13 protein-coding genes are annotated in these 13855 nt (G+C 44.5%); 4 read left to right on the forward strand and 9 right to left on the reverse strand.

Features of this window, described 5'->3' with window-relative positions; genetic code table 11:
- Positions 1-117 precede the first annotated feature (117 nt).
- The 3 genes from M1D69_RS16030 (at position 118) to M1D69_RS16040 (ending at position 3804) form a co-directional block, all read left to right on the forward strand.
- Positions 118-1650: a mechanosensitive ion channel gene (locus tag M1D69_RS16030; protein WP_458105528.1), complete on the forward strand. Its 1533-nt coding sequence runs from the start codon at positions 118-120 to the stop codon at positions 1648-1650.
- A gap of 113 nt (positions 1651-1763) precedes the next feature.
- Complete coding sequence (gene nsrR / locus M1D69_RS16035) at positions 1764-2204, forward strand: nitric oxide-sensing transcriptional repressor NsrR (protein ID WP_458105527.1); 441 nt, start codon at positions 1764-1766, stop codon at positions 2202-2204.
- Between the two features lie 154 nt (positions 2205-2358).
- The gene (locus M1D69_RS16040; protein ID WP_458105526.1) at positions 2359-3804 is read left to right on the forward strand and encodes a LysM peptidoglycan-binding domain-containing protein; all 1446 of its coding nucleotides are present in this window, start codon (positions 2359-2361) and stop codon (positions 3802-3804) included.
- A 42-nt stretch (positions 3805-3846) separates the two neighbouring features.
- Here M1D69_RS16040 and M1D69_RS16045 read toward each other — a convergent pair whose 3' ends face one another.
- Positions 3847-4170 carry a YqzG/YhdC family protein gene (locus M1D69_RS16045; RefSeq protein WP_458105525.1) on the reverse strand — a complete coding sequence of 108 codons (324 nt, stop codon included), beginning with the start codon at positions 4168-4170 and terminating at the stop codon, positions 3847-3849.
- Between the two features lie 201 nt (positions 4171-4371).
- Between M1D69_RS16045 and M1D69_RS16050 the strand changes: the two genes are divergently transcribed.
- Positions 4372-4614, forward strand: a complete 243-nt coding sequence (locus M1D69_RS16050; protein WP_024120719.1) for a YhdB family protein — start codon at positions 4372-4374, stop codon at positions 4612-4614.
- A 16-nt stretch (positions 4615-4630) separates the two neighbouring features.
- Here M1D69_RS16050 and M1D69_RS16055 read toward each other — a convergent pair whose 3' ends face one another.
- The 8 genes from M1D69_RS16055 to glpP all read right to left on the reverse strand — a co-directional run bounded on the left by M1D69_RS16055 (position 4631) and on the right by glpP (position 13847).
- Positions 4631-5155 carry an NADPH-dependent FMN reductase gene (locus M1D69_RS16055; RefSeq protein WP_458105524.1) on the reverse strand — a complete coding sequence of 175 codons (525 nt, stop codon included), beginning with the start codon at positions 5153-5155 and terminating at the stop codon, positions 4631-4633.
- Positions 5152-5799 (reverse strand): response regulator, encoded by a 648-nt coding sequence (locus M1D69_RS16060; RefSeq protein WP_458105523.1) that lies wholly within the window; start codon positions 5797-5799, stop codon positions 5152-5154. Before M1D69_RS16060 ends, M1D69_RS16055 begins: the two co-directional genes overlap by 4 nt.
- Positions 5796-6938, reverse strand: a complete 1143-nt coding sequence (locus M1D69_RS16065; protein WP_458105522.1) for a GAF domain-containing sensor histidine kinase — start codon at positions 6936-6938, stop codon at positions 5796-5798. Before M1D69_RS16065 ends, M1D69_RS16060 begins: the two co-directional genes overlap by 4 nt.
- A gap of 146 nt (positions 6939-7084) precedes the next feature.
- A complete protein-coding gene (gene pgcA / locus M1D69_RS16070; RefSeq protein ID WP_458105521.1) occupies positions 7085-8830 on the reverse strand; it encodes a phosphoglucomutase in 1746 nt (581 codons plus the stop codon).
- A gap of 130 nt (positions 8831-8960) precedes the next feature.
- Complete coding sequence (gene glpD, locus M1D69_RS16075) at positions 8961-10628, reverse strand: glycerol-3-phosphate dehydrogenase (protein WP_458106132.1); 1668 nt, start codon at positions 10626-10628, stop codon at positions 8961-8963.
- A gap of 139 nt (positions 10629-10767) precedes the next feature.
- Positions 10768-12258, reverse strand: a complete 1491-nt coding sequence (gene glpK, locus M1D69_RS16080; RefSeq protein WP_458105520.1) for a glycerol kinase GlpK — start codon at positions 12256-12258, stop codon at positions 10768-10770.
- A gap of 18 nt (positions 12259-12276) precedes the next feature.
- Positions 12277-13101, reverse strand: coding sequence for an MIP/aquaporin family protein (locus M1D69_RS16085; RefSeq protein ID WP_458105519.1), 825 nt, complete (start codon positions 13099-13101; stop codon positions 12277-12279).
- 170 nt (positions 13102-13271) lie between these two features.
- Positions 13272-13847 (reverse strand): glycerol uptake operon antiterminator GlpP, encoded by a 576-nt coding sequence (glpP, locus tag M1D69_RS16090; protein ID WP_024120712.1) that lies wholly within the window; start codon positions 13845-13847, stop codon positions 13272-13274.
- Between the last annotated feature and the right edge of the window lie 8 nt (positions 13848-13855).

A 13855-nucleotide genomic window follows, 5' to 3' on the forward strand; every position in this document is an offset into this window, starting at 1 on the left:
AAAAGATGATAAGTCACATTTTCGCCTGAAAAAAACTCGCCCTGCACATTGGCCTGTTTGCCAAATGTGTCAGTGGGTAAAAACAGACCATATTACGAAAAAAAGGAGCGATACCAATTGAATGCAGCAGACATGTTTTCTTCTTATCTCAGTAAGTTGCCAAACCTCATCATTGCTTTGCTTGTCTTATTAATCGGATGGGCTATCGCCAAAATCATTGAAAAAGCGGTGTACAAAGGGCTCAGTAAAACAAAAATCGACGACAAGATCTTTGCTGAGAAAAAGCCGTCACGCTATTCATCAGAAAAAATCGTAAGCAAGGTCGTTTATTTTATCGCTTTGATTATCGTCTTTATTTTATTCTTTAACATTTTGCACCTGACAACAGTGGCTTCGCCTTTTGTCAGCATGCTTTCTGCTATTGCAGCAGCTGTTCCGAGCGTGCTGAAGGCCGGATTGATTCTGCTGTTAGGCTGGGCGGCAGCTTCTGTGTTAAGCTTTCTTGTCAAAAAAATCGGGATGAAGCTGAACACGAGCGAAAAGCTGCGCAAATGGAACTTGGTATCTGAAGGGAAAGATATTCACCAGGCAGTTAACGCCGCTTCACAAATTGTCTTTTATCTTGTGCTGCTCGTATTCTTGCCGGGAGTCTTATCTTCACTGAATATCAGCGGAATTTCAGGCCCGTTTACAAATATGATGGAAAGCGTACTCGCTTTTCTGCCGAAATTATTCGCTGCGGCGCTGATCGTTTTAATCGGCTGGCTCATCGCCCGCCTGGTCCGTGACATCATCACGAATTTCCTAGCAAGCATCGGTACAGAAAGATTCGCTGCTCGTATGGGATTATCCATTTACTTAAAGGATACAAGCCTTTCAGCTGTCATCGGAACCATTGCTTATGTGCTGATTTTCATTCCGGTTGTCATTTCAGCGCTTGATCGTCTTAATGTCGCCGGCATTTCTCAGCCAGCCGTCTCTATGCTCAATACCATCTTAAACATGCTCCCGAATATCATTATCGCCATCGTACTGATTTTAGCCGGTATATGGGCCGGAAAATGGGTAAACACAATGGTGTCCGGACTGCTCCGCCGTGCAGGCTTTGATTCCTTATTAGGAAAAATGGGCGTAGAACCTGGCGCATCCGCAAAGCTGTCACTCTCCCAAGTTGTCGGTATGATTGCGCAAATCATTGTGATCCTGCTGTTTACAGCCGAGGCGCTGCAAGTTGTTCAGCTGCATTTACTCGTTGAGATCGCAGGAGGCATCATCGCGTATCTGCCGAATGTCCTTGTCGCAGTATTTATCCTCGGAATCGGCCTTTACGCCGGAGAATTGGTGCGCAAGGTACTGGCCAGCATGATCAAAGGTCAGGAGTTCAAATCTTTAGCTGCGATTGCCAAGTATACAATCATCGCACTGGCTTTCTTTATGGCACTAGATCAGCTCGGAGTCGCTGACACAATTGTCAATTCCGCATTTATCATTGTGCTTGGCGGATTCGCACTTGCATTCGGTTTATCATTCGGTCTTGGCGGAAAAGATTTTGCTTCACGTTATCTTTCTAAATTCGAACGCAAAATTCAAAACACTGAAGTTGATACGAAAAACCGTTCAAAACAAAGTCCTTCCAATGACATGAATTAAAAAAATGCGTGTGCCCAGCAGGGTGCACGCGCTTTTTTAGGGAAATTCCTTTTTTTTCATTTTATAATAGATTATGATAAGATATAGAAAATGTCTTATTCCGAGGTCTTAATATGAAGTTAACAAATTATACAGATTATTCATTACGAGTTTTGATTTTTCTGGCTGCAGAACGTCCCGGAAAACTTTCAAATATAAAACAGATCGCCGAAACGTATTCTATTTCAAAAAATCATCTCATGAAAGTCATATACAGGCTCGGTCAGCTCGGATATGTAGAAACGATACGCGGACGGGGCGGCGGCATACGTTTAGGCATGGATCCTGAAGACATTAATATCGGAGAGGTCGTCAGAAAAACAGAAGACGATTTTAATATTGTTGAATGTTTTGATGCGAATAGAAATCTCTGCATTATTTCTCCAGTGTGCGGCTTAAAACACGTGCTTAATGAAGCGCTTATGGCCTATCTTGCCGTTTTAAACAAATATACGCTGCGAGACCTTGTCAAAAACAAAGAGGATATTATGCAGCTTTTGAAAATGAAGGAATAATTGATGATTCCTTCTATTTTTTATGCCCTTTTTCCTGATTTTTGTTAAGATAATATGACTGATTTTTAAAAAAGGCCAAAACGATGAGTTGAATCTGCCGATATAAAAAAGAAACAGCATATTCAAAATCATTGGGGGAAAAAGGAGAGCTCAGATGAAAAAGAAATTAGCAGCAGGGCTGACTGCATCCGCGATTGTCAGCACAACACTAACGATTACACCCGCTGAAGCAGCAACGATTAAAGTCAAAAGCGGGGATTCCTTATGGAAGCTGGCGCAAACCTACAACACAAGTGTAGCGGCCATCACATCCGCCAACCATCTTTCGACTACCGTCCTGTCAATTGGCCAGTCGCTTACCATCCCAGGGAGCAATTCCGACACTTCATCATCTTCTTCAGGCTCAACAGCAAAGAAGAGCGGAAATTCTGTTTACACAGTGAAAAGCGGTGATTCACTATGGCTGATTGCCAATGAGTATAAGATGTCGGTACAGGAACTGAAAAAGTTAAACGGATTGAGCAGCGACATGATTCGTGCAGGGCAAAAATTAAAAGTATCCGGAAAGGTTTCTTCAAATTCCAGTTCCGGCACTTCAAGCAGCTCTAAATCATCTAAATCGAGCTCAAGCTCTTCAGCTTCGATTGGCACTTACAAAGTGCAGCTAGGTGATTCGCTTTGGAAAATCGCGAACAAAGTCAATATGTCCATCGCTGAATTGAAGGTATTGAACAATTTAAAATCAGATACCATTTATGTGAATCAAGTGTTAAAAACAAAATCAGCGGGTTCTCATTCGTCATCAAAAGACAATTCATCCAAATCGAATCAATCAGCGTCAGCAACAACGAAGTACACCGTAAAAAGCGGAGACTCACTTTGGAAAATCGCAAACAAATATAACCTGACTGTACAGCAAATCCGAAACAGCAACAATCTGAAATCAGACGTTCTGTACGTTGGACAAGTGCTAAAGCTGACCGGCAAATCATCTTCCGGCACATCAACATCACCGTCTTCGTCAAATTCAAGCTCCGGCACCACGACGACTACATATACGGTGAAGAGCGGTGATTCCTTATGGGTGATCGCTCAAAAGTTCAATGTGACAGCCCAGCAGATTCGGGAGAAAAACAACTTGAAAAACGATGTCTTACAAATCGGCCAGAAGCTCACGATTACAGGCAAAGCTTCATCTTCAAATTCAAGTTCCGGATCTTCAGGCAGCACGATCTCAACAAGCGCGAAGATTAACAAAATGATCGCGGCCGCTAAGGAGCACCTTGGTGTTCCATATCGCTGGGGAGGAACAACACCGGCCGGATTTGACTGCAGCGGATTCATTTACTATGCGCTAAACAAAGTGACTTCTGTGTCCAGATTAACGGCGGCTGGCTACTGGAACACCATGAAACCTGTCAGCCAGCCTGCAGTCGGAGACTTTGTCTTCTTTTCGACATACAAAGCCGGCCCTTCTCATGTCGGGATTTACCTCGGAAACGGGGAATTCATTAATGCCAACGACTCAGGGGTTGTCATTTCAAATATGAACAACTCATACTGGAAACAGCGCTACCTCGGAGCAAAGCGTTATTTCTAAAAACAAAACTGTATGGCCTTTGTCGGCTGTACAGTTTTTTTATTAAAGACGAAACACATTGATGCTGATCATATGTTTTGTCACAGGGTGAAAATAAACTTCCGCACGCACGGAAAATGTTTCATCATTCTGTTTGACGGTCACCCGAAAGACATCCTTTGTCTGCTGGTCATTCACCTCGGTCCGCCCCATATAGGCGTAATCGGAAAAAGAAGCCCCTTTATATTCATCTTGAATTTTACTCCAAGCGAGCTGTTCCCACTTTTGAACAGACTCGTTCATGTTTTCTGAATGCCCTTTTGCAGCCATCGATAAGATGAGTAAACCGCAAAACAGAAACGCAATGGCATACGGCAGAGATTTCATGTGTTCAGTCTCCTGTACCCAGATTATTTTCATCTTAGGTTTTCCAAAACCGCTTGCTTCATTCAGACATTTTCATTTTATGTCTCCCTCATATTGCTACCCCAGTTCTGACGCAGACGCCAAGTTTTGCCCCGTCAATAACAGCTGATGCGGCATAAACTAATCCTGAACTTCTCACACAGGAAAGGAGAAGCGATTGATATGGATTATGCTGATTACGACAAAGCATTGTATTACACCCATCGTTCCCAATGGGATAATTTATTAATTTTAATGGTGCGGACAGAGGATGATTTGTTATCAAAACGAATTGAACATTTTTTGCATGCATACCATTTTGAACAGGATTATGCTGTATTAGAAAAGGTGCTGTATTCTCTTCTTCGCTATATTGACCATGCCACTGAGCTGACATATGAGGATCAATTAGCGCTTCTCACATAATAAAACCCCCCGGTGTTTAGACGCCGGGGGTTCCTGCATTTGCGAACATGTGCAATTCTTCCATCAGCTCTTTTATGCTGGCCGCCATGTGTTCCGTTACTGTTGCGTTTACTGCATCAATTGTTACCGGATCAAGCACAAGCTGCCTCGGAATGGCATTGGCATATAAGCCCCTCATCACGGTTCTCATATTGTTCAGCGCATTGATTCCGCCTTTTCCGCCGCCTGCTGCTGCAAAAAGAGCTATTGGCTTATATTTAAATTGTTCACTGCTTAAAAAATCCAGTGCATTTTTTAAAGCGCCGCTCATGCCGCTGTGATATTCAGGAGATAGTAATACAATCGCATCCGCTTTGCTGACGCGCTGTTTCAGCTCTTGTACCCGCGTAAGCTCGGCCTGTTCGGCTTCACCGTTAAATAGCGGCAATATAAATTCGCTCAAATCAATCAAATCCGTTTGATACATAGATGAAATATAGGCTGCCGCAATTCTTGTCCTGCCATGTGTTCTCGGCGAGCCGCTAATCACTAATATGTTCACTTTGTGGTCTCTCCATTCAAGTTGTATTTCACTGCAAAAAGCGCTGCTTGTGTGCGGTCCGCCAGCTCAAGCTTTGCTAAAAGATTAGACACATGGGTTTTTACTGTTTTTTCTGAAATAAACAACGATGCTGCGATTTCTTTATTGCTTTTTCCGCAAGCAATTTCGTTTAGCACATCTCTTTCCCGCCGTGTTAATTGATAAAATTTTTCTTTTTCCGGTTCATTCTGTTCTTTCATATGTGTCAGGACATGGGGCATAATAGCTGAAGACAGCATATATTCGCCTGAATCAACCTGTCTCAGTGTTTTCACCAATTCCTCCGGCTCTGTATCCTTTAGCTGATACGCCTTCGCTCCCGCCTGAAGCGCAGGGATGACATGCTCCTGATCAGAGTAACTCGTCAGCACGACGATATGGACTCCGGGAAATTGCTGTACTGCTTTTTTTGTTGCCGCTATTCCATCCATATCCGGCATCGACAGATCCATCAGCACGAGATCTGGCTTTGTTTCTTCGATGACACGGAGGGCCTCCATTCCGGTTGCCGCTTCTCCGACAACTTCAATGTCGTCCTTGGTGGCAAAGAAAAAACGTAGCCCCTGCCGGACAACATGGTGATCATCCGCTATTACAATTCTCATCTCACTGTCCTTCCTTTCTGATTGGTAAGCGGAAGTCTGACAGACAGCTTCGTGCCAGCTCCAAGCTCTGACTCAATGAAAAATTCCGCGCCGGCTTTTTCTGCCCGCTCTTTCATTCCTTTGATGCCAAGTGAAGGCAGTCCGTCGTGCGCTTCATAACAAAACCCTGCCCCATGATCGATAATATCCAGTTCTGCATAGGCCGAAGAAGCAGCAATTCTGACATATGCCGTATCAGTCCCGGCATGCTTTTTGCAATTATTGAGGGCTTCCTGCACGACACGCCACAGCATATGCTCCTCTTCATCACGAAGGGCCGGACATCCTTTTTGTGTAAGGACGACATTCAACCCGATCAGAGTGCCGTAGCTTTTAATGGCTTCAGCCAGCCCTTTTTCCAATCCTCCGGGGCGAAGCTGCCAAATTAAGGACTTCATTTCAGCCAGCGCGTCCTGCGTTAACGTTTGAATAAAATCAATCATCTGCTGCAGGGTCTCTTCTTGTGTTAATGTCTTTGCCGCTTTTGCTGTTAAACTGACGGAAAACAGCATCTGGTTGACTGAATCATGCAGCTCCTGAGCGAGACGGTTCCGCTCCATTAAAAGAGCGTTTTTTTGTTTGTATTCAGCAAGCCTCATCCGCTGTATCGCCGTTCCGATCTGAAAAGCAACCGCCTCCAGCAAATGAAGCTCCTCCTCATCAAAAAGTGTCTTTCCGGCCGCCGCCACATTTAATAAACCAAACCGTCTGTCTCCGTCTTCTAAGGGAACGGTTGCATGATGCGTAATCCCTTCTGTGTCAAAACAATGCAGCTCTTCAGCTGATTCTATACGTTTACAGTTCATAATATTGGCTGCTTTTCTAAGTCCGCCGTTATTGAATTTCGTCAGGCAATAGCACTCCCCTTCACACATCAGCACTTTTTCCCTGCGGCTTAAAGCAGGCGGCAGGTATGCGTCTGCCGCTAACGTGTAGGAACCGTCCTCTTCAATGAGAAAGATCCATCCAGACTGAAGATTCGTTAAGCTCAGCAATTCTTTTAACACTTCATTCAGCGTTGCTTTGACATCGTGTCCTTGATTCAAAGTCTCGGCAATGGTTTTCAGTGTTCTTAATTTTTCCACCCTCGGTTTGGTCACGTCTCTCACTCCGGCTATGGTTATTATCTAAGATTATACCAGTTTTTTGAATATTGTTACTTCACATGAAGGATGATTTTCTTTCAGACTTTTGGATGAGAAATAAAAAAAGCTGGATCACATTGCGTGATCCAGCTTTTTTCGAATTACTTTGCTGTTGCTTCGACAATTTCATCAACTGTCTTCATGACATCGTCAGAAAGTGCGGCAAGACGCTGTTCACTGTCTTGGAGGGATGTTCCTTTTACGGCGAAATAAAATTTGACCTTCGGCTCAGTGCCAGAAGGACGGAGGCAGAACCAAGATCCGTCTTCCAAGAAATATTTCAATACATTTGATTTTGGCAGGTCGATGGCTTCTTCTTTATTTTCCGTTAAAACCATCCGTTTGCTTACAGCGTAATCCTCTGCTGAGACAACCTGTTTACCGGCCATTGTTTGCGGAGGATTTTGTCTGAAGGAAGCAAGAATCGCTTCAATCTGCTCCGCTCCCTGTTTTCCTTTCAGCGTCAGTGATTTCAGCCCTTCACGGTAAAAACCATATTCTTTGAAGATATTCATTAACGCTTCGTATAATGACGTTCCTTGTTTCTTATAGAACGCGCAAACCTCAACTGCCAAAAGTGCGGCCTGAATGGCATCCTTGTCGCGGGCGAAATCTCCGATTAAATAACCATAGCTTTCTTCATATCCGAATTGGAAAGTGTACTGGCCTGAGGCTTCGTATTCTTTAATCTTTTCACCGATAAACTTAAAGCCCGTCAGTGTATCAATCGTATCGAGTCCGAATGAAGTTGCGACATCGCGGCCGATTTCACTTGTTACGATTGTTTTGAGAACGACGCCATTCTCAGGCAGGATTCCTTGTTTTTTCTTTTCAGAAAGCAAATAATGAAGCAGCAGGGCACCGGTTTGGTTTCCTGTCAGCACTGTATATTTGCCTTCATCATTTTTCACCGCAATGCCAAGGCGGTCCGCATCTGGATCTGTTGCAATAAGAATATCTGCATTTTGCTCTTCGCCGAGCTTAATAGCGTATTCAAATGCAGCATGCTCTTCCGGGTTCGGAGATGTTACAGTTGAAAAGTTCGGATCTGGCCGTTCCTGTTCCTTCACGACCGTGACATTTTGATAGCCGAGGGCTTCGAGTCCGCGTCTGACCGGTTTGTTTGCAGTTCCATGCAGCGGAGTGAAAACCACTTTCACATCCACTTCTCCGGATAACTCAGGGTGAACGGAAATAGATGTCAGTTTTTCAGTATAGACCTTATCAATCTCTTCACCGATGATCTTTATTAAGCCTTTTTCTTTTAACACTTTTTCATCTTCGACTGTGATTGTCAGTTCATTTTCGATAGCGTTTACCTGCTCAATGACGATGTCTGCTTCACGCGGAGGCAGCTGGCCGCCGTCATCACCGTACACTTTGTACCCATTATATTCAGGCGGGTTATGGCTTGCTGTTACCACAATCCCTCCATAAGCGTTTAGCTGTCTGACAGCGAATGACAGCTCCGGCGTCGGGCGAAGCTCATCAAACACGTATGTTTGGATGCCTTGTGTCGCAAGTGTTTTTGCCGCTTCCATCGCAAATTCCGGCGATTTATGGCGAGAATCATACGCAATGACAACGCCCCGTTTTTTTGCTTCCTCACCTTGCTTCGAGATGTATGCCGCAAACCCGGCTGATGCCTTGCGCACCGTGTAAATATTCATCCGATTCGTCCCAGCGCCGATTTCTCCGCGCATTCCGCCGGTACCGAATTCAAGGTCTTTATAGAAACAGTCCTCAAGAGCCTGTTCATTCCCCTCTAATTCAGTGAGGCGCTCTTTTAATTCCGGATCTAAATGTTCTGTTTGTTTCCAGCGTTCATAGCTCTTTCTCCAAGTCATGTTCGTCCTCCTATGTATCAGCTTATGTCATTATTTTATATGAAGCGAGTGCCTCTGTCACTTGATAACCTGAGATCTGGCACTTTCGGCACATAAAAAGAAATAACGGGCTGCAGACAGCCCGTTATTTTTATTGTTCGACCGGTACAACCGCATCGTGTATTAGCTTGTTAAGGTTTTCTGTATGTCTGTTTTGCGTCTGCTCATCCCACTGGAATCGCTCGCTCATAAAATCAATAACGGCGTCTTTATATGTTTTTACCCAATTGATATCAAAAAATAAACGTCCCGTTCTGCGGACAAAGAAGTCAGCAGGCGTTGCAGTCAATTCTTCTTCAATGCTGTATTCTGCCTCGGCAAGGATATGAACCGGGATATTTCGCTTCACAGCCTCGTCTTTCAGCGCCTCGACCCGATGAAAGACACGCTCTACGTTGGAGCCATATCTGATAGCCAGCTGTTTGGCATCCTTTTCTGATAAGCCGGCCGCAATGCCTTCTTTCGTTTTCGCCGTCACGAAGGATGCAAGGTTTTTAGAACCGCCGACGTGCCCGCCTGAAATCGGCATGTTTTTCGTTTTGCATGGGCCGAAATCCTTTTCGCCTTCCTCTTTTAATCGATCACGAACAAGATCGACAATGTGCTCCGCCATTTTTCTGTACCCGGTCAGCTTACCGCCGGCAATAGTGATCAAGCCTGAATCTGACGTCCAAATTTCATCTTTGCGTGAAATCTCGGAAGGGTCCTTTCCTTCTTCATGAATGAGCGGACGCAGGCCAGCCCAGCTTGATTCAATATCATCCGCTTTCATATTCAGTTCAGGGAACATGTAATTGATTGAATTGATGACGTAATCGCGATCCTCAGTTGTCATGCGCGGATGCTCCAGGGCCTCTTTGTAAACGGTATCGGTTGTGCCCACGTATGTTTTGCCTTCACGAGGAATAGCAAACACCATCCGGCCGTCCGGTGTATCAAAATATACCGCTTGTTTCAAAGGAAAGACAGATTGGTCAAATACAAGGTGAATACCTTTTGTATGCTGAAGGTGCTTTCCGTTTTTAGAATGGTCTTTTTCTCTGAGCTGGTCTACCCAAGGGCCTGTCGCATTGACGATTTTTTTCGCATATACTTTATATTCTTTTTTCGTCAAAACGTCTTCAATTAATACACCGACTGCTTTGCCTTTTTCATAAAGGAGCTCTTTTACTTTGGAATAATTCACAGGCTCTGCCCCGAATTTGACCGCTTCCTTCATGACCTCGATTGTCAGTCTCGCATCGTCAGTGCGGTATTCAACATAGTAGCCGCCGCCTTTTAAGCCGTCTTTTTTCACCAAAGGCTCTTTTTGCAGCGTTTCTTTTGCTGAAAGCATACTTCTGCGTTCTGATTTTTTTACGCCGGCTAAGAAGTCATAAACTCTTAAACCGATAGATGTTGTGAATGAACCGAATGTGCCGCCTTTATGAAACGGAAGCAGCATCCATTCCGGTGTGGTAACGTGCGGGCCGTTTTCATAGACAATCGCCCGCTCTTTCCCTACCTCAGCGACCATTTTCACTTCAAATTGTTTTAAATAGCGCAATCCGCCATGAACCAATTTTGTTGATCTGCTTGATGTTCCAGCCGCGAAATCCTGCATTTCGCTGAGTGCGACCTTCATACCCCTTGATGCCGCGTCAAGAGCTGTACCTGCTCCTGTAATTCCTCCTCCGATAATAAATAGATCATATGTTTTTTTCGTCATGTCTGTCAGCATGCGATCCCGCTCAAGACTTGAAAATTGATTTTTCATTATTACGTTTCCTCCTTGTTGTACGGTAAATAGAAAAAGAGACCACAACAGCCAAAGTGCATATTCACACTTTGGTGCTGTGGTCTCTCCTCATCTCAGGACCGTTCTTATTAACTTGTAACCATTATAACATACTCTTATTTTATTTAAAAGCCATAGCTGCTTTAACGGCTTTTTGCCAGCCTATATACAGCTCATTTCGTTTTTCTTCTTCCAATTTAGGTTCAAAACGCTTATCCAGATTCCACTGGTTAATAATTTCAGAACGATCCTTCCAGAATCCCACAGCGATACCCGCCAAATATGCCGCGCCAAGCGCAGTTGTTTCATTGATTTCCGGTCGTTCCACAGGCACATCCAAAATATCTCCTTGAAACTGCATCAAAAAGTTATTTTTAACAGCGCCGCCATCCACACGAAGCGTTTTCAATGAAATGTGAGAATCCGCTTCCATTGCATCAAGCACATCTTTCGTCTGATAAGCCAATGACTCCAGCGTGGCACGGATAAAATGTTCTTTCGTTGTGCCTCTTGTCAGGCCGAAAACTGAACCGCGCACATCGCTGTCCCAGTAAGGCGTTCCCAAGCCGACAAAGGCCGGAACGACATATACGCCGTCAGTTGAATCAACTTTCTCCGCATATGATTCGCTAAGCGAAGAGTCCTGGAACATTCTCATTCCGTCTCTGAGCCATTGGATGGCTGAGCCTGCGACAAAAATACTTCCTTCTAAAGCATATTCAACTTTACCGTCAATGCCCCAGGCGATTGTTGTCAGCAGCCCGTGTTCCGACTTAATTGCTTTTTCCCCTGTATTCATCAGCATGAAACATCCTGTGCCGTATGTGTTTTTCCCCATGCCTGCTTCAAAGCACGCCTGGCCGAACAGAGCGGACTGCTGGTCGCCTGCTGCTCCAGCAATCGGAATATTTTTTCCGAAGAAGTGATAATCAACTGTCTCCGCATACACATGAGAGGACGGTTTTACTTCAGGGAGCATTGATTTCGGAACGCCTAAAATCTCAAGCAGCTCATCGTCCCATTTCAAATCGTAAATATTAAACATCAGCGTTCTTGAGGCGTTGGAATAATCCGTCACGTGCGCTTTTCCGCCTGACATTTTCCAAATGAGCCATGTGTCAATCGTTCCAAACAGCAGCTCGCCTTTTTCCGCTTTTTCTCTTGCGCCTTCCACATTGTCTAAAATCCATTTCACCTTCGTGCCAGAAAAATATGGATCTATCAAAAGGCCTGTTTTCTCTCTGAATGTATCATTATATCCTTTTTCACGAAGCTCCTCGCAGATTCCAGACGTCTGTCGTGACTGCCAAACGATCGCATTATACACAGGCTTTCCTGTATCCTTATCCCAAACAACCGCTGTTTCCCTTTGGTTGGTAATGCCGATTCCGGCAATTTGAGAAGCGCTGATTCCCGATTCAGAAATGACTGATGCGATAACAGCAAGGACAGATCCCCAAATTTCATTTGCATTATGCTCAACCCACCCTGGATGCGGGAAATATTGTGTAAATTCCTTTTGAGCGGAGTGAACGATTTTGCCTTCTTTATTAAACAGAATCGCTCTTGAACTTGTTGTCCCTTGATCTAAGGATAAAATGTAAGTTTCCATAAGATGTCTCCCCTTTGCTTAAATATATTTTGAATTTGATAGTGTTTTAGCTGCATGTTTTTTCGTATAGCCATAGAGTCCTAACAATACCATAACCAATACAACGCTTACAATCCAGAAACTGCTTGTAATCTGCCCCTGAAACGCGGCGCTGTAAAATACACCGCCGAATGATCCGCCCAAAATCGGGCCGGCAACAGGAACCCATGCGTACTTCCAGTTTGATGAGCCTTTCCCCGGAATCGGCAGAAGTGCGTGGGCAATCCGCGGACCTAAGTCGCGGGCGGGATTAATTGCATATCCCGTGGTTCCTCCAAGAGAAATACCTATAGCAACGATGAGAAAACCGACAATTAAAGGGTTAAGTCCCTCTGTAAACTCATTTGCCCCAATCGCCAAAATTCCAAGCACAAGGACAAATGTCCCAATAACCTCACTTAAAACGTTTGCAAACGTATGCGGAATGCTGGGTCCGGTTGAAAAAACACCTAGCTTGGCAGCGGGATCATCGGTAGACTTCCAATGCGGCAGGTAATGAAGGTAAACAATCACCGCACCGATCATTGCACCGATCATTTGCGCCGCAATGTAAACCGGAACCTCTTTCCACGGAAAATCACCAACAAAAGCAAATGCTATCGTTAACGCGGGATTGAGATGGGCGCCGCTGATGCCGCCGACCGCATAAGCGGCCATTGCCACACCTAATCCCCATCCAAATACAACAACAATCCAGCCAGATTGATATGAAAGCGATTTCTTCAAATTGACTCCTGCACAAACACCTGCGCCAAAAATAACAAGCAGCATCGTACCGATTAGTTCTCCCCAAAATGCTGTCATAGATAATTCCTCCTAAGGTTGCGATTAAGAAGTATGATAGAGAATAAAAAAACCACAACAAACCGCTTTACGGGTGCATAACCTTTACCGTAAAGAGCTGCTGTGGGTCTCCGGATTCTCCATCACATTGTATTAACCTAGTGCAATTGTATCAGTGGATGAAAGCGGTGTCAATCACTTTTCGTCAAAAAATTTTCATATTTTTTCCATAATTTGGTGTTTGATGTGGTGACAGCAACGGCACCAGCTTTCAGTGCCTGTTCTACATCTTGTTCTGTGCGGATGAAACCTCCCGCAAAGATAGGGATACCTGTTTTCTCTTTGATTTCCTGAATAAGTGACGGCACGATGCCCGGCAGCACTTCAATGAAGTCAGGCTTATGCTTGCCGACAAACTCCATGCTTTTTTCCATTGCGCTTGTATCAAGCAGAAACAAACGCTGGATCGCATAGATTTTCTTCTGTTTCGCTTTTGCAATCACGTTTGATCTTGTTGAGATAATCCCCGCTGGCTTGATATCCTGGCAGATAAACTCCGCTCCGTATTCATCATGTTTGATCCCTTGAATTAAATCGACATGCACCATCATCTTCTTCCCGTGCTTTTGCGCCTCTCTGATCACGCCTTTTAATTGCCCGAGATGGATATCAAGTATCACGCCGTACGAAAACGAGCTGTTTAAAAACTCATCAAATTGCTTCATATTGCGAATAGCCGGTAAAATAGGCTGGTTGTGAAAACTCATCGTGTGCT

The organism is Bacillus sp. PK3-037 (assembly GCF_054161355.1).